Origin of the sequence: Corynebacterium sp. A21, assembly GCF_052266655.1 — a bacterium.
Classification (GTDB): Bacteria; Actinomycetota; Actinomycetes; order Mycobacteriales; family Mycobacteriaceae; genus Corynebacterium.
Genome location: NZ_JBQPQY010000007.1, coordinates 81,847 through 104,206, shown reverse-complemented (window position 1 = coordinate 104,206; position 22,360 = coordinate 81,847). Strand labels below are relative to the sequence as shown.

Annotated in this window: 18 protein-coding genes; 11 read left to right on the top strand and 7 right to left on the bottom strand. The window is 62.9% G+C overall.

The window, feature by feature from the left end:
* Positions 1-43: 43 nt before the first annotated feature.
* Together ACTU46_RS11305 and ACTU46_RS11300 are read right to left on the bottom strand one after the other, a co-directional pair.
* A complete protein-coding gene (locus ACTU46_RS11305) occupies positions 44-1,111 on the bottom strand; it encodes an LLM class flavin-dependent oxidoreductase (RefSeq protein ID WP_443381776.1) in 1,068 nt (355 codons plus the stop codon).
* Between the two features lie 84 nt (positions 1,112-1,195).
* Positions 1,196-2,338: an NAD(P)-binding domain-containing protein gene (locus ACTU46_RS11300; protein WP_443381775.1), complete on the bottom strand. Its 1,143-nt coding sequence runs from the start codon at positions 2,336-2,338 to the stop codon at positions 1,196-1,198.
* A gap of 148 nt (positions 2,339-2,486) precedes the next feature.
* Here ACTU46_RS11300 and ACTU46_RS11295 point away from each other — a divergent pair, with 148 nt between their 5' ends.
* Positions 2,487-3,860, top strand: a complete 1,374-nt coding sequence (locus tag ACTU46_RS11295; protein ID WP_443381774.1) for a sodium/glutamate symporter — start codon at positions 2,487-2,489, stop codon at positions 3,858-3,860.
* 189 nt (positions 3,861-4,049) lie between these two features.
* On the opposite strand, the gene ACTU46_RS11290 is transcribed toward ACTU46_RS11295, so the two are convergent.
* Positions 4,050-4,181: a putative transporter small subunit gene (locus ACTU46_RS11290; RefSeq protein WP_443381773.1), complete on the bottom strand. Its 132-nt coding sequence runs from the start codon at positions 4,179-4,181 to the stop codon at positions 4,050-4,052.
* Positions 4,178-5,887: a sodium:solute symporter family transporter gene (locus ACTU46_RS11285; protein ID WP_443381772.1), complete on the bottom strand. Its 1,710-nt coding sequence runs from the start codon at positions 5,885-5,887 to the stop codon at positions 4,178-4,180. Before ACTU46_RS11285 ends, ACTU46_RS11290 begins: the two co-directional genes overlap by 4 nt.
* A 1,372-nt stretch (positions 5,888-7,259) precedes the next feature.
* Here ACTU46_RS11285 and clpB point away from each other — a divergent pair.
* Together clpB and ACTU46_RS11275 are read left to right on the top strand one after the other, a co-directional pair.
* Entirely contained in the window at positions 7,260-9,824 is a 2,565-nt protein-coding gene (gene clpB / locus ACTU46_RS11280) for an ATP-dependent chaperone ClpB (protein WP_443381771.1), read from the top strand.
* Positions 9,825-10,001: 177 nt separating this feature from the next.
* Positions 10,002-10,418 (top strand): DUF4265 domain-containing protein, encoded by a 417-nt coding sequence (locus ACTU46_RS11275; RefSeq protein WP_443381770.1) that lies wholly within the window; start codon positions 10,002-10,004, stop codon positions 10,416-10,418.
* Positions 10,419-10,432: 14 nt separating this feature from the next.
* On the opposite strand, the gene ACTU46_RS11270 is transcribed toward ACTU46_RS11275, so the two are convergent.
* The gene (locus tag ACTU46_RS11270) at positions 10,433-10,933 is read right to left on the bottom strand and encodes a hypothetical protein (protein WP_443381769.1); all 501 of its coding nucleotides are present in this window, start codon (positions 10,931-10,933) and stop codon (positions 10,433-10,435) included.
* A 36-nt stretch (positions 10,934-10,969) separates the two neighbouring features.
* On the bottom strand, positions 10,970-11,542 hold the full coding sequence (locus tag ACTU46_RS11265; RefSeq protein WP_443381768.1) for a hypothetical protein: 573 nt from the start codon (positions 11,540-11,542) through the stop codon (positions 10,970-10,972).
* A gap of 119 nt (positions 11,543-11,661) precedes the next feature.
* On the opposite strand from ACTU46_RS11265, the gene ACTU46_RS11260 reads away from it, so the two are divergent.
* Both ACTU46_RS11260 and ACTU46_RS11255 read left to right on the top strand, forming a co-directional pair.
* Complete coding sequence (locus ACTU46_RS11260) at positions 11,662-12,243, top strand: TetR/AcrR family transcriptional regulator (RefSeq protein ID WP_443381767.1); 582 nt, start codon at positions 11,662-11,664, stop codon at positions 12,241-12,243.
* Positions 12,244-12,395: 152 nt separating this feature from the next.
* Positions 12,396-14,105, top strand: coding sequence for an alpha/beta hydrolase (locus ACTU46_RS11255; RefSeq protein ID WP_443381766.1), 1,710 nt, complete (start codon positions 12,396-12,398; stop codon positions 14,103-14,105).
* Here ACTU46_RS11255 and ACTU46_RS11250 read toward each other — a convergent pair.
* Entirely contained in the window at positions 14,099-15,517 is a 1,419-nt protein-coding gene (locus ACTU46_RS11250) for an MFS transporter (RefSeq protein ID WP_443381765.1), read from the bottom strand. The genes ACTU46_RS11255 and ACTU46_RS11250 overlap by 7 nt on opposite strands.
* A gap of 228 nt (positions 15,518-15,745) precedes the next feature.
* Between ACTU46_RS11250 and ACTU46_RS11245 the strand changes: the two genes are divergently transcribed.
* The 6 genes from ACTU46_RS11245 to ACTU46_RS11220 all read left to right on the top strand — a co-directional run bounded on the left by ACTU46_RS11245 (position 15,746) and on the right by ACTU46_RS11220 (position 22,344).
* The gene (locus ACTU46_RS11245; protein WP_443381764.1) at positions 15,746-16,714 is read left to right on the top strand and encodes an ABC transporter ATP-binding protein; all 969 of its coding nucleotides are present in this window, start codon (positions 15,746-15,748) and stop codon (positions 16,712-16,714) included.
* Between the two features lie 38 nt (positions 16,715-16,752).
* Positions 16,753-17,598, top strand: a complete 846-nt coding sequence (locus tag ACTU46_RS11240) for an ABC transporter permease (protein WP_443381763.1) — start codon at positions 16,753-16,755, stop codon at positions 17,596-17,598.
* 618 nt (positions 17,599-18,216) lie between these two features.
* Positions 18,217-19,428, top strand: coding sequence for a sensor histidine kinase (locus tag ACTU46_RS11235; protein WP_443381762.1), 1,212 nt, complete (start codon positions 18,217-18,219; stop codon positions 19,426-19,428).
* Positions 19,425-20,048 carry a response regulator gene (locus ACTU46_RS11230; protein ID WP_443381761.1) on the top strand — a complete coding sequence of 208 codons (624 nt, stop codon included), beginning with the start codon at positions 19,425-19,427 and terminating at the stop codon, positions 20,046-20,048. Before ACTU46_RS11235 ends, ACTU46_RS11230 begins: the two co-directional genes overlap by 4 nt.
* An 80-nt stretch (positions 20,049-20,128) precedes the next feature.
* Entirely contained in the window at positions 20,129-20,995 is an 867-nt protein-coding gene (locus ACTU46_RS11225) for a sulfurtransferase (RefSeq protein ID WP_443381760.1), read from the top strand.
* A gap of 83 nt (positions 20,996-21,078) precedes the next feature.
* Positions 21,079-22,344 carry a hypothetical protein gene (locus tag ACTU46_RS11220; protein ID WP_443381759.1) on the top strand — a complete coding sequence of 422 codons (1,266 nt, stop codon included), beginning with the start codon at positions 21,079-21,081 and terminating at the stop codon, positions 22,342-22,344.
* Positions 22,345-22,360: the final 16 nt, after the last annotated feature.

The following is a 22,360-nucleotide window of genomic DNA, read 5'->3' as shown; positions in this document are numbered from 1 at the left end:
GCCCTATTGTCTCCAGCTGGTTCCAACGGGCGACACCGGGACCCTAGGAAATCTCATATCCCGTGGTCAGTCCTTCTTTCGCGGAGATCCAGCCGAGCGCCGGGGCGATGTGTTCGGCGAAGTTCTGCAGGATGGAGAGGTTGGCTTCCACACCCATCTGGTTGGGGATGGTCAGCATCAGCGAGTCTGCGGACATGACCGCCGGATCCGCCTTGAGCTGCTCGATGAGCACATCCGGCTCGGCGGCGTAGGAACGGCCGAAGGTGACCGGAATGCCCTCGCCGAGGGAACCGATCTGGTCCTTCTCGGAGGCCTGCAGGCCGAACATCTGACGGTCCTTCTCTGAGACGATCGGGAAGATGGAGCGGGAGACCGAGACCCGCGGGGTCCAGTCGTGGCCGGCCTGCTGCCAGGCGGCGCGGTAGCGACGGATCTGCTCGGCCTGGATCTCGCCGAGGGTGGAGCCATCGGCCTCGGAGACCAGAGTGGAGCTCATCAGGTTCACCCCATCGCGGGCGGCCTGCTCGGCGGTGCCGTGGGAACCGGCGCCCCACCACATGTGCTTGCGTAGGTTCGGGGCCTGCGGGAAGACCGGCAGGGGAGTGCCGGGGCGGTACATGTTCGGGTACTGCTTGCCGGCTTCGGCGGCCTTGGCCATGCCGTAGCCGTCGATGGCGGCGAGGAAGGTCTCCCACTTGGACCGCGCCATGTCAGCGCCATTGTCCTGCTCGCTGGTGTAGCCGAAGGCCTCCCAGCCCTTCTCGGCGGGCTCGGGTGATCCCCGGGAAACGCCGAGGGCGAGTCGGCCGTCGGAAATCAGTTCCAGGGCGGCGGCCTCTTCCGCGAAGTAGAGGGGGTTTTCATAGCGCATATCGATCACGCCGGTGCCGACCTCGATGTGCTTCGTCTTGCCGGCGATGGCGCCGAGCAGGGGCATCGGGGAGGCACCCTGCGGGGCGAAGTGATGGACGCGGAAGGAGGCGCTGTTGACTCCGATCTCATCGGCGGCGACCGCGAGATCGATGGCCTGGTGGAGGGTGTCACGGGCATTGGGTCCGGGTTGGTTGCCCATGGCGTAATGGCCGAAGCTGAGGAAGCCGAATGATTTCATGACAGTCATTGTAGTTGATGTGTCAACAACTGTCGAGGGGGAATGTTTTCCGCTTATCGACGCCGCGCCCTCCCCGGCCGGCAACTACTTCCCGCTCAGCCACTTCCAGGCCTTCCGGCCCGCCAGCCGCCCGGCTCGGGTCGCGCCCACCGTGGAGGCGGTGGAGCCGTATCCCACCAGTAGTACACGTGGATCGGCGGCCGGGGTGACCTCATCGATGAGTTCAATACCCTTTTTGCCGCGCAGCTTCATCGGGGCCAGGTGGCGCAGTGCCGCCCGGAAACCGGTGTTCCAGAAGATGACGTCCACCTTCTCGAGGTGCCCCTGCGGGTAGGGGTTCCAGCTCTCCGGTACCGCCAGCCCCTCGCCAGTGGCGGGGCCCAAACCTTCCTGGCGCTCGGACAGTGGCGGGCCGAAGCGGACGGTATCCGGGTAGATCCGGTCGATCATGCCCCGGCTGACCAGTGCGCCATCCTTCACTCCGGCCAGGTAATCCGGAAGCTGCGGGATGCCGGTGGTGCGCACCACCGAGGCCGGGGCCTGGCCGGCGTGGGTGCGTTCCCGCACCGCCTTTTCCACCGCCAGCCCCCAGCCGGCGTCAAACTCCCGGGCAGTGAAGTTCGGCGGGCGGCGGGTGGCCCAGATGGTCTCGGTGACCGGAGCCAACTCCAGGAGAAACTGCACCGCAGAGAGTCCGCCGCCGATCACCAGGGTCCGCTTTCCGGCAAAATCCTCGGCCCTGACGTAGTCCCTGGTGTGCAGCTGCCTGCCCTGAAAATTCTCGATCCCCGGAATGTAGGGGACATGCGGGTTGGTCCAGGTGCCGGAGGCGTTGAGGACCATGCGGGTCAGCCAGCTCCGACCGTCCCGGGCGCTCACCCGCAATAGGCCCTCGGCGGACTCCTCGACTCCGGTCACGTCCACCGGGCGGACCGTCTTCAGTCCAAAGGTGTCCTCATAAGTGCCGTAGTAATCCGTCACCAGCTGACTGGCAGGAATGTCGGGATCCGGGCGTTTCATGGCGAGTCCCGGGAGGTCGGCGATGCCGTGGGCCTTTCCCAGGGTGAGCGAGTCCCAGCGGTGGCGCCACGCGCCGCCCGGGCCGGGGTTGGCGTCGATAAGCAGGAAATCCTCGCCCGGCACCAGGCCGCGCCGGGCGAGCTCATGGGCGGCGCTCAGCCCCGCCTGGCCCGCTCCGATGATGATGGCCTGATACTTCGTTGTCATGTCAACAACTTTAGCATCATTGGGGAGGCTTTGTGAAGGCAATGTTTCGATTCAGTCTCTAAACTAATAGGAACACTGTGATGTGGACTAGGCTCTCCATGTTCTGTAACCCAGTCGATCAATTTTGAGAGGAAGTGCGCCCAACATCATGGAGTACACCCCTTTTAGTCTCTTGCAGGATGTGGGATGGATTTCCGCACTGATGGTGATCGGCAATGTGCTGCGCCGGAAAATCCCCTTCTTCCAGACCCTGCTGATTCCCTCACCCATCACCGCCGGCCTGATCGGAATGGCGCTGGGCCCGCATGTTCTCGGATGGATCAACTTCTCCGATCACATGGGCACCTACACCACTCTGCTCATTGCAGTGGTCTTCGCAGCCATGCCTTATTCCATGCAATTCAGTCGCTCGATGCGCTCCGGTGCGCAGAACATGTGGTCCTATTCCACCGGAATGTTCATGGGCCAGTGGGCGATCTTCATCCTGCTCGGCGTCTACTTCTTCCAGCCGGTCTGGGGCACTGAGGACTGGTTCGGCATGATGCTGCCCGTCGGCTTCGTCGGCGGCTTTGGTACCGCCGCAGCGGTCGGCAGTTCCCTGGAGGCCTCCGGCGCGGTCGCCGCCGCCTCCCTGGGCTTCACCTCCGCCACCGTGGGTACCCTGGCCGCCATCGTCGGCGGCATCATCTTCACCACCTGGGGCATCAAGAAGGGCAAGACCGCCGCGATGCCCACGAAGTTGCCCTGGGACCTGCGCTCCGGCTACATTGACAAGCTCTCCGAGCGTCCCAGCATCGGCAAAGCCACCACCAACCCCTCGGCCATCGAGCCGCTGGCCCTGCACGCCGGCATCATCGCCTTCACCGTGCTGCTCGCCTACCTGTTCAACCAGTGGATCACCTCGATGTTTTCGACGGTATCCATCCCGCTCTTCGCCACCTCCTTCGTGGTCGGCATCATCGGCATGGGCATCCTCCGCGCACTGAAGAAGCCGGAGTACCTGGACCGGGACACCGTCAACTCGATCTCCGGCGCCTCCACCGATTACCTGATCGCCTTCGGTATCGCCTCGATCGTCCCAGCCGCCATCGCGGACTACCTGGTGCCGCTGGTCATCCTCTTCGTCGCCGGCGTCGTCTACTGTGTTCTCTTCTTCTTCTTTGTCGCCCCGCGCTTCTTCGGCGAGAAGTGGCTCGAGCGTGCCGTCTTCGGTTGGGGCTGGGCAACCGCCGCCGTGGCCACCGGTATCGCACTACTCAAAATCGTCGACCCGAAGCTGAAGTCCGGGACCCTGAATGAATACGGCGTGGCCTACATCGGCTTCGCGCCCTTCGAGATCGGCATGACCATCATCGCCCCGATCGCGGTGATCGCGGGCATGACCGCCGGACTCGGCTGGGCATCGCTGATCGTGGCGGTGGCGGTGCTCGGCGCTGCCTTCGTCCTCAGATGGCTACCGGAGCGGGGTCATGTCCGCGGAGATGACCGGGAGCCGGAACCGGCCTCCGCCGGGGAAGCATGATCCCTGGATAATTCCCTCGCCAGCCGCATCGCTGCCATTGACTTCAGGTCTGGCACGCGGCGCTGGCATGGTGTGCGCAGCTGCGCACACCTGGCGGGGTGCGGGGGATTGCCATCACAGAGACAGCAAACGCCGCCGCGGCAGAACTGTGGGGACAGCTCTGCCACGGCGGCGGGTGAGATAAGTCGCTCAGACGACTTTCCGGTTCTCCCGGTGGGCATCCCGGTAATCGTTGATCACGCCGATGGTGAGCTGGATCAACACGATCGCAGCAAGTACCGGCCAGATCAGGATGTAGATGGTCATCAGTGCGGTGGTCATTCGCTGCCACCTCCCTTCGGGTCAGCATCGCTGCCACCATTGTCGACATCCGCAGAGCGGTGCGCCGACTGTGCTGCTTCATACTTCGAGGTATCAGCGGCATCAGCGTCCGAGAGAGTGGTCTTGCGGGTCGCACCACCCTGGAAGGACAGCACCCGCTGGTCGATGAGGTCGAAATCGAAGCGCTCATTGCTGCGGAGACTGATGGCCACGCACAAGGCGGTACTGATGCCGTAGGCGACCAGCGCGCTGAGCAGCACCGGGTAGTCGCGGAGGAACCCGAGGAAGAGCGGCACCATGGCGAGGAACATGATCGCTGCCGCGATGAAACCAGCTCGGCGACCGAAGACACCGAAGGCCAGCAGCCCCACTGCGCTCGCAGCACCGAGGGCGCTGAGGAGTTCGAAGACCACTGCTTGAACCCCGAACATCGGAATCAACTCGAAACGGGTCAGCAGGAAGAAGGTCACCGCCACCACCACGGAAATAACGAATGCCTTGCTGGTGATCCGGTTCCAATAGAAGCTCGCGATCACCGGGAAGACCAAGGCACCCCATAGACCGCCAACGAAGACCAGCAGGCCCAAGATATTGAAGCTGGCGAAGGCCAGGGCCACACCAGCGGCGGTCGCACCAACCATGGTCATCCGGCCGACCAGCAACATCGTTTTTGCCTTGACGCGGCCCCGGGCGATGTTCTTGCCGTAGATGTCGGTCATGGCGATCGAGGCCAGTGCCGAGAGATCGGAGTCCGCGGTAGAGGACAGTGAGCCGATCACCATGATGAACAACGCCACAATGAGGAAGGCGGGCAGGAACTCCACGCCCATCTGCGGAATGATGTTATTGGTGTTGCCATCTACCGGCTGCATGCCGATCATGGCGGCGAGGACACCGAGCATGCCCAGACCGATGACGGTGCCGGCGTAGCCGAGGGTCGCGGTGACGAAGGTTGATTTGATGTGGTCCACCCGCACCGCGAACAGTCGCTGCATGATGGTCTGGTTGCCGATCGCATAGGCCAGCACCGCCACCATGTAGGGCGCACCCTGATAGAGGAAGGCATCCTTCGACCAGAAGTCCGCCTTCTGGGGATTCTGCTCCCGCAGCGTATCCATGCCGACACTGATCATGTCGGGGCCGCCTGCGGCGAAGAAGATCACGGGAATGATGATGACCGCAGCCCCCATCATGGCCACAAGCTGGATATAGTCAGTGAGTACCGAAGCCCGGAACCCAGACCAGATGGTGTAGGCGAGAACGCCGATCGCAACCGCAACCACACCGGTTCCAAAGCTGAAGGGGGTCAGCATGTACACCAGTGCGCCGGCGGCGGTGAAGTTCGCGGTCAGGCTGATGAGACTGCCGGCGATATTCGATACCGCGAGCATCAGCTGACTGGAAGAGCCGTGCCGGGCGTGAACCATCTCCGCGAGAGTGTGCGCATGCGGTGCGAGTGTGCGGAAGCGCTTTCCGAAGGGGTAGATGCACAGAATCATCAGCGCGCCCCAGAGGCCATAGTGAATGGGACCAGAGATCCCGTAGATAAAGCCGGCCTCGGCTGCAGCGTAGAAGGAAGCTGCCCATACCCAGGTCGCGGTCATCGATGAAGCGGAGAAACCGTAGCCGATGGCTCCGCTGGACACCATGAATCCGTCGACGTTTTCCTTGCGTTCCCGGATAGTCAGGGTGATCAAGAAGGTCACTCCGAAAAAACCGACCAACATTAATATGGTCGCCCATGAACTGAACTGAAAGCCGTCCAAATCTCCTCCATACCTCGGGACCGAAGAATGAATTGACCCGCGGCATGAGGTGGCTGGGCGAAAATGCCGCAGCATTTTGGTCCCGATATAAAGTAAATACACATCCTCTGCCGGCGGGGCGATTTGAGTGCTGAATCACCATAACAACATTCGGAGTTCTAGCCGAATTGGGAATTCCCATATTTAAACGACATTTTTATTATGATATACTCAGGGGTTTTCGGGGAAAAGTTCTTTCTACTATATCGCCAGCGTGGCCGGTGTCCGGGCGGTTATTATCGGCTGCTTTTCGGGTGGGGCAGTGGGGGTGGTATTAGTTGAATCGCACGTCAGTCAATGATGTCGTGCGTGGCGGTGCGGGGGCTGGATGGGTCACTCATTTACCAATTTCGGGCTTTTATGGTGCCGCTATGGAGTGACTGGTGAAGTATTGGCGTTGTGGGTTAGCCACTTTGCGGGGGATATGAGTGGTGTGTTCTCTGGCGGCTTACGGGGGTGGTCTCGGGTTGGCCCGAAGGTGTTTATGCCGCCTATTTGGTTGGGGTTTTCATGGCTGGATAAAAGCTATTGTGGCGACACCTGGAAGGTGAAATCGGCGAGGGTCCTGTTGGGGACTTTGTCCGAATTTCCATATTGTAGATGGCCGAGAATTGATGTTTAGAAGAGGAGTTTCTGCGCTGTTGTGGCGCATATCTTCACTACTTTTCTATTCCTAATAGAATTCCGTCCCTATGGAATGTCAAAGAGACTAAGTGGCAAATTGATTGTATGACCCAGTGGTTTGTATTTTCTCTTCTGGGCGGCGGGGGCGGGCGGAAAGCGGCGAGGCGGAGACGGGCTTTCTGCGGTCAGTTCGAATGGTGGTGGCAGCGGCGGGATCTGGTGGGGCTCCCGGGGCATCTTCAGTCTGGAGTGGCACGGCGCCGAGGGCTGGACGGAGACGGCTGGAGGTATCTATCGGGAGGGGGCATCTATATCGGCCAGTTCTTCTCCGGTAGTCGCTGACCCCGTAGCGCCTCCTGCTTTCCGATGTCCGCTTGGCTGGCCCTGTAGCTGGGGGCGACTGCGGGTCGGCAGGGGTTCTGGGGTCCGGCGAGTGCAGGGTTTTTCCGGAACCGTAGTTGGGGTCGAGCCACTAGGCTGGGAAGTCATTAGGCTGGATAATGAGGGTGAAGTTGAGTCGCCTAAGCTCAAGAATTTTTGAAGAAATTTGAGGTTGAGTGGAACAGACTCAACTCCTTGTGCGTTATGACTAGTGAGATCGAAAAGAATGGCTGGTGAACACCAGTCACAGACTGGAAAGGAAAGGTGCATGAGCTCCTTCAATCCGACCACCAAGACCCAGGAAGCCCTGCAGTCCGCACTGCAGTCAGCCTCCGCCAACGGCAACCCGGACATCCGGCCGGCGCACCTGCTGGTAGCCATCCTCGACCAGGCCGATGGCATCGCCGCCCCGGTTCTCAAAGCCACCGGCGTGGATCCGCAGATCGTGTCCAGGGAAGCCCAGCAGCTGGTTGATTCCTACCCCAAGGCTGAGGGGCAGAACCTCGCCAACCCGAACTTCAACCGCGATGCTCTCAATGCACTGACCGCCTCCCAGGAGCTGGCCGGTGAACTCGGTGATGAGTTCGTCTCCACCGAGGTGCTGCTCGCCGGTATCGCCGCCGGTAAGTCTGATGCCGCTGATCTGCTCAAGGGTCGCGGTGCCAGCTATGACGCCATCAAGGGCACCTTCCCCTCGGTGCGCGGTTCCACCAAGGTGACCAGCCAGGACCCGGAGGGACAGTTCCAGGCCCTGGAGAAGTACTCCACTGACCTGACCAAGCTGGCTCGGGAGGGCAAGATTGACCCGGTGATCGGCCGTGATGCTGAAATCCGCCGCGTGGTCCAGGTGCTCAGCCGCCGCACCAAGAACAACCCGGTGCTCATCGGTGAGCCCGGCGTGGGTAAGACCGCCATTGTGGAGGGTCTGGCCCGTCGCATCATCGCCGGTGACGTGCCCGAGTCCCTCAAGGGCAAGACCCTGGTTTCCCTCGACATGGGCTCCATGGTCGCCGGTGCGAAGTACCGCGGTGAGTTCGAGGAGCGGCTGAAGGCGGTGCTCGATGAGATCAAGGCCGCCGACGGGCAGATCATCACCTTCATCGATGAGCTGCACACCATCGTCGGTGCCGGTGCCTCCGGCGAGTCCGCGATGGATGCCGGCAACATGATCAAGCCGCTGCTGGCCCGTGGTGAGCTGCACATGGTCGGTGCCACCACGCTCAATGAGTACCGCAAGTACATTGAGAAGGATGCCGCGCTGGAACGCCGATTCCAGCAGGTCTTCGTCGGTGAGCCAAGTGTGGAGGATGCCATCGGCATTCTCCGTGGACTGAAGGAGCGCTACGAGGTCCACCACGGTGTCCGGATCCAGGACTCCGCGCTGGTCGCCGCCGCCACCCTCTCGGACCGCTATATCACCAGTCGTTTCCTCCCCGATAAGGCCATTGACCTGGTTGATGAGGCTGCCGCTCGCCTGCGGATGGAGATCGATTCCTCCCCGGAGGAGATCGATGAGCGTGAGCGTATTGTCCGGCGCCTCGAGATCGAGGAGGTCGCGCTGAGCCGGGAGACCGACGCCGCCTCCAAGATCCGGCTGGAGAAGCTGCGCTCCGAGCTGGCCGATGAGCGGGAGACCCTCGGCGAGCTCAAGGCCCGCTGGAACAATGAGAAGGGTGCGATCGACCGCGTCCGCGAGGCCAAAGAAGAGCTGGAAAAGCTGCGCTCTGAGTCGGAGATCGCCGAGCGTGAGGGCGATTACGGCAAGGTCGCCGAGCTGCGCTACGGACGTATCCCCGAGCTGGAGAAGGAGGTCGCCGCCGCTGAGGGCAATGTCCAGGAGGGACAGAACAACGCCATGCTCTCCGAGGAGGTCACTCCGGACACCATTGCCGATGTGGTCTCCAACTGGACCGGCATCCCGGCCGGTAAGATGCTCGCGGGTGAAACCGAGAAGCTGCTGGCCATGGAATTGGAGCTGGGCAAGCGGGTCGTCGGCCAGCACCAGGCAGTGGAAGCGGTCTCGGATGCGGTGCGTCGTTCTCGGGCCGGAATCGCCGACCCGAATCGTCCGACCGGTTCCTTCCTCTTCCTCGGCCCCACCGGTGTGGGTAAGACGGAGCTGGCCAAGACCCTGGCTGATTTCCTCTTCGATGATGAGCGCGCCATGGTGCGCATCGACATGTCCGAGTACGGCGAGAAGCACTCCGTCTCCCGGCTGGTCGGTGCGCCTCCCGGATACGTCGGCTATGACGCCGGCGGCCAGCTCACCGAGGCCGTCCGACGCCGTCCCTACACCGTCGTGCTCTTTGACGAGGTGGAAAAGGCGCACCCGGATGTCTTCGATATTCTGCTGCAGGTCCTCGATGATGGCCGCCTGACCGATGGCCAGGGCCGCACCGTCGACTTCCGTAACAGCCTGCTCATCCTCACCTCGAACCTGGGTGCCGGTGGTACCCGCGAGCAGATGATGGAGGCTGTGAAGCGGACCTTCAAGCCGGAGTTCGTCAACCGGCTCGATGAGGTCGTCATTTTCGATGCACTGAGCGAGCGGCAGCTCACCCACATCGTCGATATCCAGGTGGCACAGCTGGCTGATCGGTTGCAGGGCCGACGCCTGCAGCTCCAGGTTTCCGATTCCGCCCGCCACTGGCTCAGCGAGCGTGGCTATGATCCGGCCTACGGTGCCCGCCCGCTGCGTCGCCTGATCCAGCAGGCCATCGGCGATCAGCTGGCCAAGAAGCTGCTGGCCGGAGACATCCGCGACGGGGACACCGTCCACGTGGATGTGGCTGATGGTGGCGAGAAGCTCGACATCAGCGGGGCCACCCCCTGAGCTACTTCTCGACGCCGCCCCGGGGATCCTCGGTTCCCCGGGGCTTCCTGGCTAGCAACTGGGCCATATGCAGTCCCCGAACACCGAGCAGGTCGCCGGGTACATCGGTAAGGGCACGCGCATCAGGAAAGAAAGTCACCAGTTCATGAGCAGGAGAAGTGAGGCCAGCTGATGCCCATGGCGGATGAACAGCAAGTGCTCCGAGTCCCAGTGGATATCCCCGGTGTGGAATCAGAGCAGCTCACAGTCCGAAGACTGGGCGGCGGGCACTTCCTGATCAATTGCATCCCGGTGACGGCCCGCGACCTCGCCCTCGGCGATATCGTGGCCGCCCACCAGGTGGATGAGGTGCTGGAATTTCAGGCCTTGATCCTCCGCGGCGGCAACCGCACCGTCCGGGTGCTGGTCGAAGCCCCCTTCAGGGAGCATCTTCTCCCGCAGTTGGAGAATCTCGGTTGCCGGGTGGAGCATCCCCTGCCGGATATGCTGGCGATCAATATCGCCCCGGACGCGCCGGGGGAGGGGATCAGCGCCTACCTCGCTGAGCTCGCGGAACAGGGGCTGGTGCAGATCGCACCGGGGGATGATCTTTAGTTCCGGTGTCGTTTTTAGGGCAGGACCGGCAAGATCAGCTCATTGTTCAGTCCATTGAGCATCACCTGAAGGCGGTAGTCCCCGGCGGGGCTGCCGTGTGCGGCGTCGATAAGCAGTTCAGTGCTACCGGCGCAGCTGCGCAGGCTGGGATCCAGGGTGATCAGCCGTCCCACGGGGTCGGTCAATGCGAGCATGCCCACGCAGTCATCGTGGGCCACCGGCTGCCCGATCATAAGCCCCTGCCAGGTGAATGTCACGGTCTCCGGTCCCGTGGCCAGGGAAACCGGGGACGTGGCACCGTTGTTCAGCGCAATGGCGTCGATGGGTTGGGTGGGCACGCGAATCTGGTCATCCGGGGATTCGCTGCCGGCGCTGCCCTCGTTGTCCGCGGCCACCGTGGTGCCACATCCTGCCAAGAAAAGCGCACTGATCAGAGCGATGCCGAGCATCACCGGGCCAGCAGCTGAACGCGGGCCGGAACGGCGGGAAGATGAGGTGTAGACGGCACTGGACATGCGGAAATCCTAACCCACCCGAGGCACGGAGCAGGCTCAGGCGCCCGCAGCGACGCTGATGGTCTGCTCGCCACTGGCCTGACTGAGCATCACAGAGACCACATAATCACCGGGTGGGGTTCCGAGGTTTTCACTGAGCAGGATGCCGGTGCTGCCGTTGCAGCCGGTGATCTCAGGTTCAAAGGTGAGGATTCCGCCATCCGGCATCATGATGGTGAGCATGCCTTCGCAGTCATCGGCGGCGATGGGAACACCGCCGGCGGTGGCCGCCCAGTGGACGGTGACCATGCCGCTGTTGACGGTCAGTCCCGCAGCGGGCTCAACCTGGAAGGAAATGGCATCGGGTTCAGCCTCAACCCGCTCGCCTTCGGCCAACGGGTTGAGGCCATGGTCAACGGAGCCATCGCCCTCCCCGGGAAGAACCTCCGGCAGCTCCGGGGTCTCCGGTAGCGAGGGGAGATCTTCGCCGGGAATTACAGATTCGGTGGCGCTGGCGGACTCAGCGGGGGCCGGAGCTTCCAGAGCGGAAGAACAGGACACCAGCAGGAGGGAACTCAGCGCGAGCGCACCGGCACGCAGGATCGCCCGGCTCGGGTGGGTGAAGGTCATAGGGGGAACAATAAACCTCCGATGCTCCCTGCGCTGGGGGTTTGGTGGTTTCTCCCCCGAAAGTGCCGGGAGTTCTGCTCACCCTGCGCTACTAGCTCAGTCGTAATAGAGTTCGCGCTATGGCGAGAAAGCAGAAGAAGGAACGGCGCAGGGAGGCCCTGGCTGCGGCGAAGCGATTGTTGGCCCGGGAGGGGATGCAGGCTGCCAGTGTTCGGCGGGTGGCGGAGGAGGCGGAGATGTCCGCCGGTTCACTGCGGCATATCTTCCCCTCTCATGATGAACTTTTCGTCGCGCTCTTCGAGGACGGCCGGAAGCGCTCCACTACCCGTCTCACGCAGCTGCAGGAAGCTCCGGCAGGGGCTGAGCTCTGCCTGGCCGCGGCCGTCGATACGCTGCTGTCCCTGCTCCCGCTGACTCCGGCCACCAGGGTGGATTATCTGGTGCAGCTTTCGGTGCAGACCGATCATCCGAATAATCCGGTCCTGATGGAGGCGTACCGGGAAAGTTCTGGGCAGCTTGATGAGCTCTGCCGCGCGATCGTCGCCACCACCTGCATCGCCCCGGAGATCGAGGTCGCCGCGCTGGAGCTGCGCCTGATGCTGGATGGCGTGACCCTGCGGGTGTTGGAGAATGGCAATTTTGGTGAGGCCCAGGCCCGCGAGGTACTCAGTGCCACCCTGCGTGGACTGCGTTTCCTCTGATAGTTAGATCAGGGTGAAACCCACACATTGAACCCCTGATCTGGGCGATAATGGCGGTTAAGGGTTGCGGCATGAAACGGTAGTGCCAGCCACCGCCCGGCTTGTCTCCCCCGGTAGTGTGTTCCGGGCCCTCCTGGAGTTTAAGGCATCCGATGTCCCCGAACACTGCGTTTTTCACCCGAGCATTGCCCACCAGGTTCGCCACCTATCTCCGCGGTTTCCACCCCGCCGGGTTGAGCCTCGCGCTGCTCTTCTTCACGTGGTCCTTGACCCCTTCCTTGCTTCCCCGGATGTGGTATTTCCAGGCCTTGGCCACCGGAATCAGCCTGGCCACCGGCTATGGCATCGGCATTCTGGGACTGAAGCTCTGGCGCTGGGCGGGCGTGGACTGGCAGCCCTCAGCCCAGCTCAAACGGATCGGTTGGTGGGTGTTGGCCGCCATTGCCTTGGTGGTGATTCCGTTTTTTGGGGTGCTCGGCGCGCAGTGGCAGCATGGGATCCGTGAACTGATCGGGGTGGAACAGGATTCCCGCAGCTTCTATGTGCTGGTCCTGATTCTCGCTCTGCTTATTGCTGTGCTGCTGATCCAGGCCGGCCGCGGTATCGGTGGATTCAGTGATCGGCTGAGCCGCTGGGGGCGGCGGGTCCTTCCTGCTCCGGTAGCCCGGATTGGCGGGATCATCCTGGTGTTCATCCTGGCCTGGGCACTCATCGAGGGAGCACTCCTCCGCGGTGTGCTGGCCGCCGCCGAGTGGTCCGCAGCCCCACTGGATCAGACCACGCGGGAGGGGATCGAGCGTCCGCTGGAGCCGGAACGCTCCGGCTCCCCGGACTCCGCTGAGGAGTGGAAGACGCTGGGACGTGATGGTCGCGCTTTTGTCGCTAGCGGCCCCCGGGCGGCGGAGATCACGGAGGTCACCGGCCGTGAGGCCAGGGAACCCATCCGCGTCTATGCCGGGGTCGCTTCGGCGGCGAGCGTGCCCGAGATCGCCGAGCGAGCGGTGGCGGAGCTGCACCGCACCGAGGCCTTCGAACGCAGCACTCTGCTGGTGGTGACCACCACCGGGCGTGGTTGGGTGAACACCGCCGGCGCGGAATCTCTCGAGTATCTGACGGGCGGGGATTCCGCGATCATCGGGATGCAGTACAGCTATCTGCAGAGTCCCATGGCATTCCTCGCGGACCGCAACACCCCGCTGGAGGCGGGCCGGGTGCTGCTGGAAAAAGTCTATGCGGAGTGGTCGGAAATGCCTGAGGATGATCGACCGAAACTGCTGGTCATGGGCGAAAGCCTGGGTTCCTATGGGGCGCAGGGGGCGGTCGGTTCCGAATCGGCGATGATTGCCAGCCTGGATGGTGGGCTGCTGATCGGCACCCCGAATTTCGCGCAGCCCTGGGCCCAGATCACCGAGGACCGTGATCCGGGTTCGCTGGAGCGCCTGCCGATCATCGATCAGGGCCGCCATATCCGGTTCGCCGGTCGTGGTGAGGATCTCTCCCTGCCTACCGGCGGGTGGGAGACACCCCGCTTCGTTTTTTGGCAACATGCCGGTGATCCGATCACCTGGTGGAGTTTTGAGCTGCTGCTGAACAAACCGGACTGGTTGGCGGAGGAGCGCGGCCCGGATGTTCACCCGGACATGCGCTGGCTGCCCTTTGTCACCTTCTGGCAGGTCACCGCTGACATGGCCCTTTCAGTGGGCGTGCCCGCAGGTTTCGGTCACCATTACGGTGAGGAGGCGGTGGATCTTTGGGTGGGGATCCTGGAACCTGAGGGCTGGGAGGAGCAGGATACTGAGCGGATCAGGGAGGTCCTCCGCGAGCCGGATTCTTCCCTGGCACCGCTGGGTGAGTTCTACTGAGCTTGAGAACCCGCCAGGTCCTGGGTGTGCTCGGCGTAGTACCGGCTGAGCTGCCGGTAGGGCCGGGAGATCAGCGCCAGCAGGACGATCACCAGCATGATCGCACCGGAGAGGACAAACATCAGCGCCATGCCGCGGGTGCTGCCTTCCCCGAGCAACCAGCCGAAGGCCGTCTGCCCGGCCGGGGAGTTCATCCACGGAATGACATAGGCCTGCGCCACAATCGCGATGACCACCGCCGACAGCGGGTTGGCTGCCATCTCCACGGCCATCGCCAGCCCGAAGACCCGACCCTGCTGCCGGAAGGGCACCACCCGCTGCAAAATGGTCTGCTCGGCGGCCTCCGCGAAGGGCATGAGCAACATGAAGAGGAAAATGCCGCCCGCGTAGAGCCACCACCATTCGCGCAGCCCGAAAACAATACCCAGCACCGCGACGGCCACATTGGCCAGCAGCAGAGTGCGCACCGGGTTCTTGCCCAGCCCGGTCTTTGCGATCAGCATGCCGCCGGCGATGAAACCGAGGCTGGAGCCACCGAGCACGAATCCCCACACCTGCGGACTGAACATCTCCAGTCCGTAGGGGTCCATCAGGGCGGTGTAGACGCCGCCGATGAAATTGTTGAAACAGGTGAAGAGGATCAGTGCCAGCAACCCGGGCACCCCCAGAATGATCTTCAGGGAACCGCGCAGGTCAATGCCCTTGCTTATCGACGCCCCCTCGGGCCCCGGTTGGGCGGGAACCACCGGGGTGGTGGTATCCGCCGCCGTGTCTTCGGCGGGAACCGGCGCAGCGGCGGCAGCGGCTTCGGCAGCAGTGAGAATCTCACGCTCGGGAATCTTGATCGGAACGAGGTGTACCAGAGCCACCAACGTCAGGGCAAGGGCGATCCAGAGAGTCAGTTCCATGCCGAGCCAACCGATGGAGGCACCCGCGATAACGCTGGTGACCAGGAAAGCCGCCCCTTGCACCATACCTACCAGTCCATTGGCCTTATCTCTTTCGTCCTCCGGGACCAGCAGTGTCACGGTGGTGGAGAGCGCGATATTGCGCATGTGTTCCACCACCGAGCCGGTCAGGATGAGAAGGGCGAAGAGCCAGAGCGCGGCATCATCAAGTCCGAGGGTGGCCGGATCAACCAGGGCCAACCAGACTCCACCGGCGGCGAAGTAGGTGACACAGGTGGCCACGGCAGCGAACATCATGACGTTCTTCTTGCGGTTGTGGTCGACGATGCTGCCGAAGAAGATCGAGCCGATCGCGATCAGGCCCATGTAGAGGGCATTGACGATACCGGTCAGAGCGACATCACGGGTCTCCAAATAGACCCAGAAAGTCATGGCGAACCAGAGATAGCTGGTGGTCACATTCGCGATCAGAGTGTTGACCAGGATGTGGTGAAAAGGCTTCACACGCGTGGATTCTCCTGTGGCTGGGGAATTGCAGTGGAAGGAGCATGGGATTCAGAATTTACTCCACATCGGCGGAGCTGGAAACCGTTAGCGCGGGGAGCGGGGAGTTTCCAGTGGTGTTCTTTAGCGGTAAATGACAAATGTCATGAACCAGTCATGACACTTGCACCTCAAGGTCCTGACATCCGGCCCTACCTGCGGAAACGATCCAGGGGCAAAGTAGAAGCCATGACACGGACACTTGCAGACGCCGAAAATGACAAGAACACCAACGTTCACCCCGCCACCGTCATCAAGGTCGAGGGATTGGGTCGCACCTACGGCACCGGAAAGAACACCTACACCGCTGTGAAGAACTCCACCTTTGAGGTCCGCCGCGGCGAGGTCTACGGGCTGCTGGGCACCAATGGCGCCGGTAAGACCTCAACCCTGGAGCTGATCGAGGGGCTGGCTGAGCCAAGCTCCGGGTCCATCGAAATCTTCGGCATGAACCCGGTGGCAGATCGCGCCCACCTGCGTCCCGAGCTGGGGATCATGCTCCAGTCCGGTGGCCTGCCCTCCCAGCTCACCGTCGCCGAAACCATGAAGATGTGGCACGGCACCTGCTCCACCCCGCGCGATATCCCCGAGGTGCTTGCCGACGTCGACCTGGGCCACCGGGTGGACGTCAAGGTCGGGGCACTCTCCGGCGGCGAGCAGCGTCGCCTGGACCTGGCCTGCGCCCTGCTGGGCGACCCGGCCATCCTCTTCCTGGATGAGCCGACCACCGGCCTGGACCCGGAATCACGCCGCAATGTCTGGGAACTGCTCACCCAGCTCAAGTCCCGCGGCGTCACCATGATGCTGACCACCCATTACCTGGAGGAAGCCGAGATTCTCGCGGACCGGATCTCGATCATGCACCGTGGTGAGATCGCGGTGGAGGGCACCGTCCAGGAACTGGTCGCCCGCGCGGGTGCTGAGATCCACTTCGAACTCGAGGTCAACTATCCACCACTGCCGGAGCTGCCCGGCGCGGATGTCACTCGTGATCAGCACAAGGTGACCGTGGCCACCAACCACCTGCAGCGCGACACCCAGCTGGTGTTGGGCTGGGCCACCGGGCACAACCTGCAGCTGCGTGGTTTCGCCGCCCGCCCCGCCAGCCTGGAGACGGTCTTCCTGCAGATCGCCGGGGCCGAAGCCCACAACGTCTAGTACCCCCTGCGAATCACAAGAGTCTGAGGAGATTTTCCATGAGTACCGCCACCACCGCACACAATGAACTTGCCCCTAAGCATGAAGGGAAGCGGGAGCTCTCCACCTCCCCGCAACGTTTGATCTCACTGGCCCGGGCCGAATGGCTGCAGTTCATCCGGAACAAGACCCTGCTGTTCATGGCCACCGTCTTCCCGATCGGTATCCCGCTGATCCTCTTCTTCATCGGGGACGGCACGGCCATCCAGGCCGCCAATTCCTTCGACATGTTCATCTTCTATACGTTGCTGTTCGTGCAGTTCTACACCGTGCTCTCGATGGCGACCACCCGCCGGGATGAACGTGTGCTCAAACGACTGCGCACCGGTGAAGCCCGCGATGTGGAGATCCTCGGGGCCATCTGTGCCCCCGGCGCGGTGCTGGCGGTCATCTTCGCCATCGTCATCGTCCCGTTGCTGATGGTGCTCGGGGCTCCGGCCCCGGTGAACCTGCTGCTGATCGCCGTCGCCCTGCTGCTTGGCCTGGCCATGACCAGCGCCCTGGCGCTGCTGACGAGCTCCTTCACCAAGAACGCCGAGGCTGCGCAGATCACCTCCCTGCCGGTGATGACCCTGGCGCTGGCGGGTATGGGCAGCCTGCGACCGATCTTCGGTGACACCGTCTTCGCGGAGATCATCGGCTACACCCCCTTCGCCGCGATCAGTGACCTGATCGGCACGGGTTGGGCCGGCGGTACCTTCACTCAGCTGCTGGCGGGTACTGCCCCGCTGGACTTCGCCGGCACCTTCGGTGCAGCGGTGCAGCCGCTGCTGATCCTGGTGGTCTGGACCGTGGTCTGTATTGTCGCCGCCAAGCGCCTGATGCGCTGGGACTCGCACCGCTAAAGAGCTTGGTTCTGTTCTGTAATACTGAAGCTCGTCTTCGCTCCACTATCACATGCATGGGTGGCTGAACCCTCGGTGGCTTGCTAGGGTGCTCATTTCTACCCCAAGGGCGGAAGGGAACGTCTGATTATCTTTCGCATACGCTAAACGATGAGAACCCTGCCGCAAGGTGAGGGTTCCTGGTCGTTCTTAGATGTGGCGAAATATGTGCAAGGTGAGGTGAAAGAGCCTGGAACAAGAGGGTTTTTGGTCGTTTTGCACATATTTTGCCTTGGAGTGGATTCTTGGGGACTGAAAACCTCGCGGGAGCTCTCCACGCCCCGTCAGAATCTACTTATGCTCCTGGTCCGTATTGACGAAATCGGCGAACCTGGTGCCTTTATCTCTCATCACCACCAACGGTTCGACACCGGCGTTTGGGTATGCCGGATTTATCATCCCAGCGAACAACGCTCGATCCTTTGGGGACATCTTCACCCGAGAGAAAAAACCTGCTTTGGCAGGGAGTTAACCGCAGCCAAGAATCCTGGACGATGGGAAGCTAAGGGGGGCAGATCTCTTGCAGCAAGATAAAATCGGCACCGCGTTAACATCGAGGAACCATGACTGAGAATAACAATGACTGAGAAGCACACCGCCGCCGAGAGATTCCGCGGAATCACCTCCCCGAGGCGGACCTGGCGGGGTATGAGCAACTCAGCCCGGTATATCGCCTATACCCGGATCTCGCTCCAATTCATCGGCCTCGGCATGTTGTTCATGCTGTTTCTACCGGTGTTCAGTCTTCCGGCTGAGCTGGATATCCCGCTGATGGCACCGCTGCTCTTTTTCGCTCTCGGCCTGGTCATCGTGGTACTCACCCTGATCATCTTCGAGCTTCACCCGGATCTGAATTCTCGGGGGCGTCGATCTGTGGTGCCGTTCTTCCGGGTCGGACTGGTGTTCAACGGCACCGCCTGGTTGCTCAGTTCGGCACTGGTGATGCTGCCACTTCCCGATGAGTTCCGGGCGATGAGCGCCTTAGCTTCAGTCTGGTTGATGTTCAATCTTTCCCTGGGCTACCTGCCGTGGCTCCGTTATCGCTGGTTGCTCTGCCTCGGGATGTCGATGATCACGCTGCTGCTGGTCCAGCAGGTGAGCGGGACCGGGATGGCGGCCTACCTGTGGAGCATCGGTGCGCTCTTTCTGCTGAGCTCCGTGATCATCACGATCTGGACCATCAACCTCTTCAAGGAGGTGGAATCCGCCCGGCACACCGAGGCCGCCCTGAAGGTCACCGAAGAACGGCTGCGCTTCTCCCAGGAACTGCATGACACCCTCGGCCAGCACCTGGCGGCGATGTCGCTGAAGGCGGAGCTGGCACTGGCGCTGGCACGCCGGGGAGATGATCGCCTGGAAGGTGAACTACAGGAATTGCAGCGGCTGGCCAAGACCTCGATGTCTGAGATGCACGAGGTGGTGCAGGGCTACCGGGCCATCAACCTCGCCACCGAGGTGGCGGGCGCGCAGAGCCTGCTGGCGGACTCCGGCATTGACCTGGACATCAACGGTGATGCCCTGGACGTCGATACGCGTGACCGGGAACTGGCGGCCTGGTTCGTGCGCGAAGCCACCACCAACGTGCTCAAGCACTCCGATGCAGACCGGGTTCTCCTCAAACTGACCCCCGGGGCGGTGAGCATGAGAAACGATGGTGCCACCAGCGAGATTCAACCGCTCTCCGGGTTGAAGGCGCTGGATACACGCGCCGGGAACTCCGGTGCCCAGCTGCTCGTCGAAAGAGACGGCACCACCTTCACCGCCAGCCTGATCCTGGGAGAAACACAATGATTCCTATCACCATCACCGATGATGAAGCTCTGGTCGCCAGTTCGCTGGCCACCCTCCTCGGGTTGGAGGAGGATCTGGCGGTGCTCACCATCTGTGGCTCCGGGGAGGAGCTGTTGACCTGGTGGCGCCGGCAGGCCACCACCGGCGGCCCGCTGCCCGAGGTCTGCGTGCTGGACCTCCAGCTCGGCGGGATGGATGGCATTGACACCGCCGTGCAGCTGCGTGAACTACAAGAAAACCTCGCCGTGCTGATCGTCACCAGTCACGCCCGGCCGCGCCAGCTCAAGCGCGCACTGGCTGCGGGGGTGCGGGGCTTTGTGCCCAAGACCTCCACCGCGGCGGAGTTCGCCACCGCGATCCGGAGCGTGCATGCCGGGCGTCGCTACATTGATCCGGAGCTCGCCGCGATGACGATCAGTGCCGGGCAGTCCCCGCTGACCCCACGCGAGGAGGAGATCCTCACCCTCGCGGGTAAGGGTGGCAGCGTGGAGGAGATTGCCGCGCAGGCGCACCTCGCGCCGGGTACCACCCGCAATTACCTCTCCCAGGCGATGAGCAAGGTCGGTGCGCAGAACCGTTTCGAGGCTTATACCCGGGCTCGGGAATTGGGCTGGCTCTGACACCGGCACCGGCGTTAACCCCCGCTGAACTCTTGGAATCGATCCTGCACAAGTCTGCCGGGGTCAATAGACTTCGCGGCATGAGTATCCTGAGGACCTCGTCCGAACTTCGTGACTCGATCTTCCACGCCGATAAGCAGATTATTCTGGCCAGCTACTGGGTGCCCCACAATGGCCCCGGGATGTCCGGCTATAATGGCGCCGGCCGCGCCGCCTTCAACTCCGAGCACATCCCCACCTCCATGTTCTGTGATCCTTCCGCTGCTTTGGCCGCGGTTCCCAGCTCGGGTACCGGCCGTAACCCGCTGCCGAACCTGGATTCCCTGGCCCGTTGGTTCACACGCTGGGGTCTGCGCAGTGACCGCGGCGTCGTCGTCTATGACCACGGTAAGGGGCTGTTCGCCGCCCGCGCCTGGTGGGTGCTCACCTGGGCGGGTGTGGCGGATGTGAGCATCCTTGATGGTGGTCTCGCAGCCTGGGATAAGCAGGGATACCCGGTGCTTGCGGGCCCTGGCAATCTGCAGTCCGATTCGGATGTCACCCCCCGGATCGGGCAGCTCCCGTTGGCCACGATGGAAGACGTGAAGAATTTCGGTGGGCAGCTTATCGACGCCCGCGAACCGAACCGGTTCCACGGACACAAGGAACTCTTCGATCTCAAGGCCGGGCATATTCCCGGTGCCATCAATGTTCCCTCCCGTGATCTGCTCAACCCGGACAACACCTATAAGTCCCCGGCGGAGATCCGGGCGCGCTTCGCCGAGGAAGGGATCACCGGCGAAGCGGAGATGATCGTCTACTCCGGTTCCGGGAACCACTCTTCCCAGGCGCTGGCGGCGATGCACATGGCGGGGCTGACCGGGGCGGCACACTATGTCGGTGGCTGGTCACAGTGGTCGGCGGACCCGGCGAATCCGATCGCCCACCCGGTGTCCCAGCGCCTCTGACTGGGCTGCGGGTGAGGTCGCCGCGACACAATCTCCCCGTCGATCCCCCTAAGTGCCTCCTCGCGCACTAATGTTATGGGTTAATGGAACTCATCGCCTTTGCCCTCGCAGGTGCGGCGGCCCTCGCGGGCGCCGCATTGTGGTTCGTCGATGCTTCCCGACGCCGCGGACCAGCAACTCCGCGGGCCACTGAATCAGACCGTCCGCCCACCTCTCTCGAGCACGCCCCGGACCAGGACGTTGAGCCTGAATCCGAGGCGGAGCCGCTCGAGGTTGAATTCGAGGATGAGACAGGGGAGCAGCCCCCAGCCCCCAGGCTCACGCCAGAACCGGAGCCGGAGCCGACGGAAGCTATGGTCCCGGTGCTCGAAGCGACCCCGGCGGCTGCGGCGGAACCTGCAGCGGTCGTCGATAAGCCAGAGCAGCGCAAGCGGCCGCGTTCCGGCATCGCCTTGCCCGGCGCCCAGCGTCGGGAGCGTCGCCTCTGGGCCGAGGCCCATGAATGGGAGTTCAAGCGCACCGACGAGTACCTCGATGATGAATGGTCCCGCGGTGCCGCCGCCAGTGGCGCGGTGGTGCGCGATGTCGTCAGTGGCGTGGCCTACGGCAAGGAGATGCACCTGGTGGACCTGGGTGGCATCACCGTGATGGCGATGCGGCGCGGCGCGGCCTCCGATGTGGTTGTCGATCTGCGCCGTAGTGAGGCCATCCCGGCGGATCGCACGGCGGAGTCCCCGGACCTGGTGCCGGTCACCGAGCTCAACGGCTTCCGGCTCTACGCCACGGAGACCGGCCCGGCGGAAAGATTCATTGATGAACGGGTCACCGCCGCACTGGAAGCCCTGCCGGAGATCGTCTCCGCGGTGTGGGTCGAGGGGGACTGGGTGCTCGGTCAGACGCTGAAGGGCTCGCACCAGGGTGATTGGGATGAGATGTGTGCCCCGCTGGCCGCGCTCGCCGATGCCGCGCGCACGCTGCCGCCGCCGATGAACAGCCCCCAGCTGCTCAACCACGAGGATCTTGATCCCACCCGGGCGATGCCGCCGAAGCAGGCACCGCTGAGTCAGCTGAGCGTGGTGCCTGATGCAGAGCCCAGCACCCCGGTGATCATCCGGCCGGAGGAACCCCTGGAACTGCCGAGTCGCACCCGCGCAGAGAGCCGTGGGGTGGTGGAACCCCGCGCCGTCGGTGCTGATGAGGTAGCCCCGATCGCGGAGCGGGCACCAGAGCTGGACCCGGAGCAGTTCAACGGCCTGCGGATGCTGCGCGACCTGTCTGAAGGCCCCAGTATCTTCGATGACCTCACCCAGGAGCTGGGTACCGATCCCTTCGATGAGGAGAGGAACTAATCTTGAGGGCTGAACC

Bases quoted from the DNA above. Each gene is read 5' to 3' on its own strand.
- ACTU46_RS11305 (WP_443381776.1), bottom strand. From the start codon at position 1,111: ATGAAATCATTCGGCTTCCTCAGCTTCGGCCATTACGCCATGGGCAAC.
- ACTU46_RS11300 (WP_443381775.1), bottom strand. From the start codon at position 2,338: ATGACAACGAAGTATCAGGCCATCATCATCGGAGCGGGCCAGGCGGGG.
- ACTU46_RS11295 (WP_443381774.1), top strand. From the start codon at position 2,487: ATGGAGTACACCCCTTTTAGTCTCTTGCAGGATGTGGGATGGATTTCC.
- ACTU46_RS11290 (WP_443381773.1), bottom strand. From the start codon at position 4,181: ATGACCACCGCACTGATGACCATCTACATCCTGATCTGGCCGGTACTT.
- clpB (WP_443381771.1), top strand. From the start codon at position 7,260: ATGAGCTCCTTCAATCCGACCACCAAGACCCAGGAAGCCCTGCAGTCC.
- ACTU46_RS11275 (WP_443381770.1), top strand. From the start codon at position 10,002: ATGGCGGATGAACAGCAAGTGCTCCGAGTCCCAGTGGATATCCCCGGT.
- ACTU46_RS11270 (WP_443381769.1), bottom strand. From the start codon at position 10,933: ATGTCCAGTGCCGTCTACACCTCATCTTCCCGCCGTTCCGGCCCGCGT.
- ACTU46_RS11265 (WP_443381768.1), bottom strand. From the start codon at position 11,542: ATGACCTTCACCCACCCGAGCCGGGCGATCCTGCGTGCCGGTGCGCTC.
- ACTU46_RS11260 (WP_443381767.1), top strand. From the start codon at position 11,662: ATGGCGAGAAAGCAGAAGAAGGAACGGCGCAGGGAGGCCCTGGCTGCG.
- ACTU46_RS11255 (WP_443381766.1), top strand. From the start codon at position 12,396: ATGTCCCCGAACACTGCGTTTTTCACCCGAGCATTGCCCACCAGGTTC.
- ACTU46_RS11245 (WP_443381764.1), top strand. From the start codon at position 15,746: ATGACACGGACACTTGCAGACGCCGAAAATGACAAGAACACCAACGTT.
- ACTU46_RS11240 (WP_443381763.1), top strand. From the start codon at position 16,753: ATGAGTACCGCCACCACCGCACACAATGAACTTGCCCCTAAGCATGAA.
- ACTU46_RS11235 (WP_443381762.1), top strand. From the start codon at position 18,217: ATGACTGAGAAGCACACCGCCGCCGAGAGATTCCGCGGAATCACCTCC.
- ACTU46_RS11230 (WP_443381761.1), top strand. From the start codon at position 19,425: ATGATTCCTATCACCATCACCGATGATGAAGCTCTGGTCGCCAGTTCG.
- ACTU46_RS11225 (WP_443381760.1), top strand. From the start codon at position 20,129: ATGAGTATCCTGAGGACCTCGTCCGAACTTCGTGACTCGATCTTCCAC.
- ACTU46_RS11220 (WP_443381759.1), top strand. From the start codon at position 21,079: ATGGAACTCATCGCCTTTGCCCTCGCAGGTGCGGCGGCCCTCGCGGGC.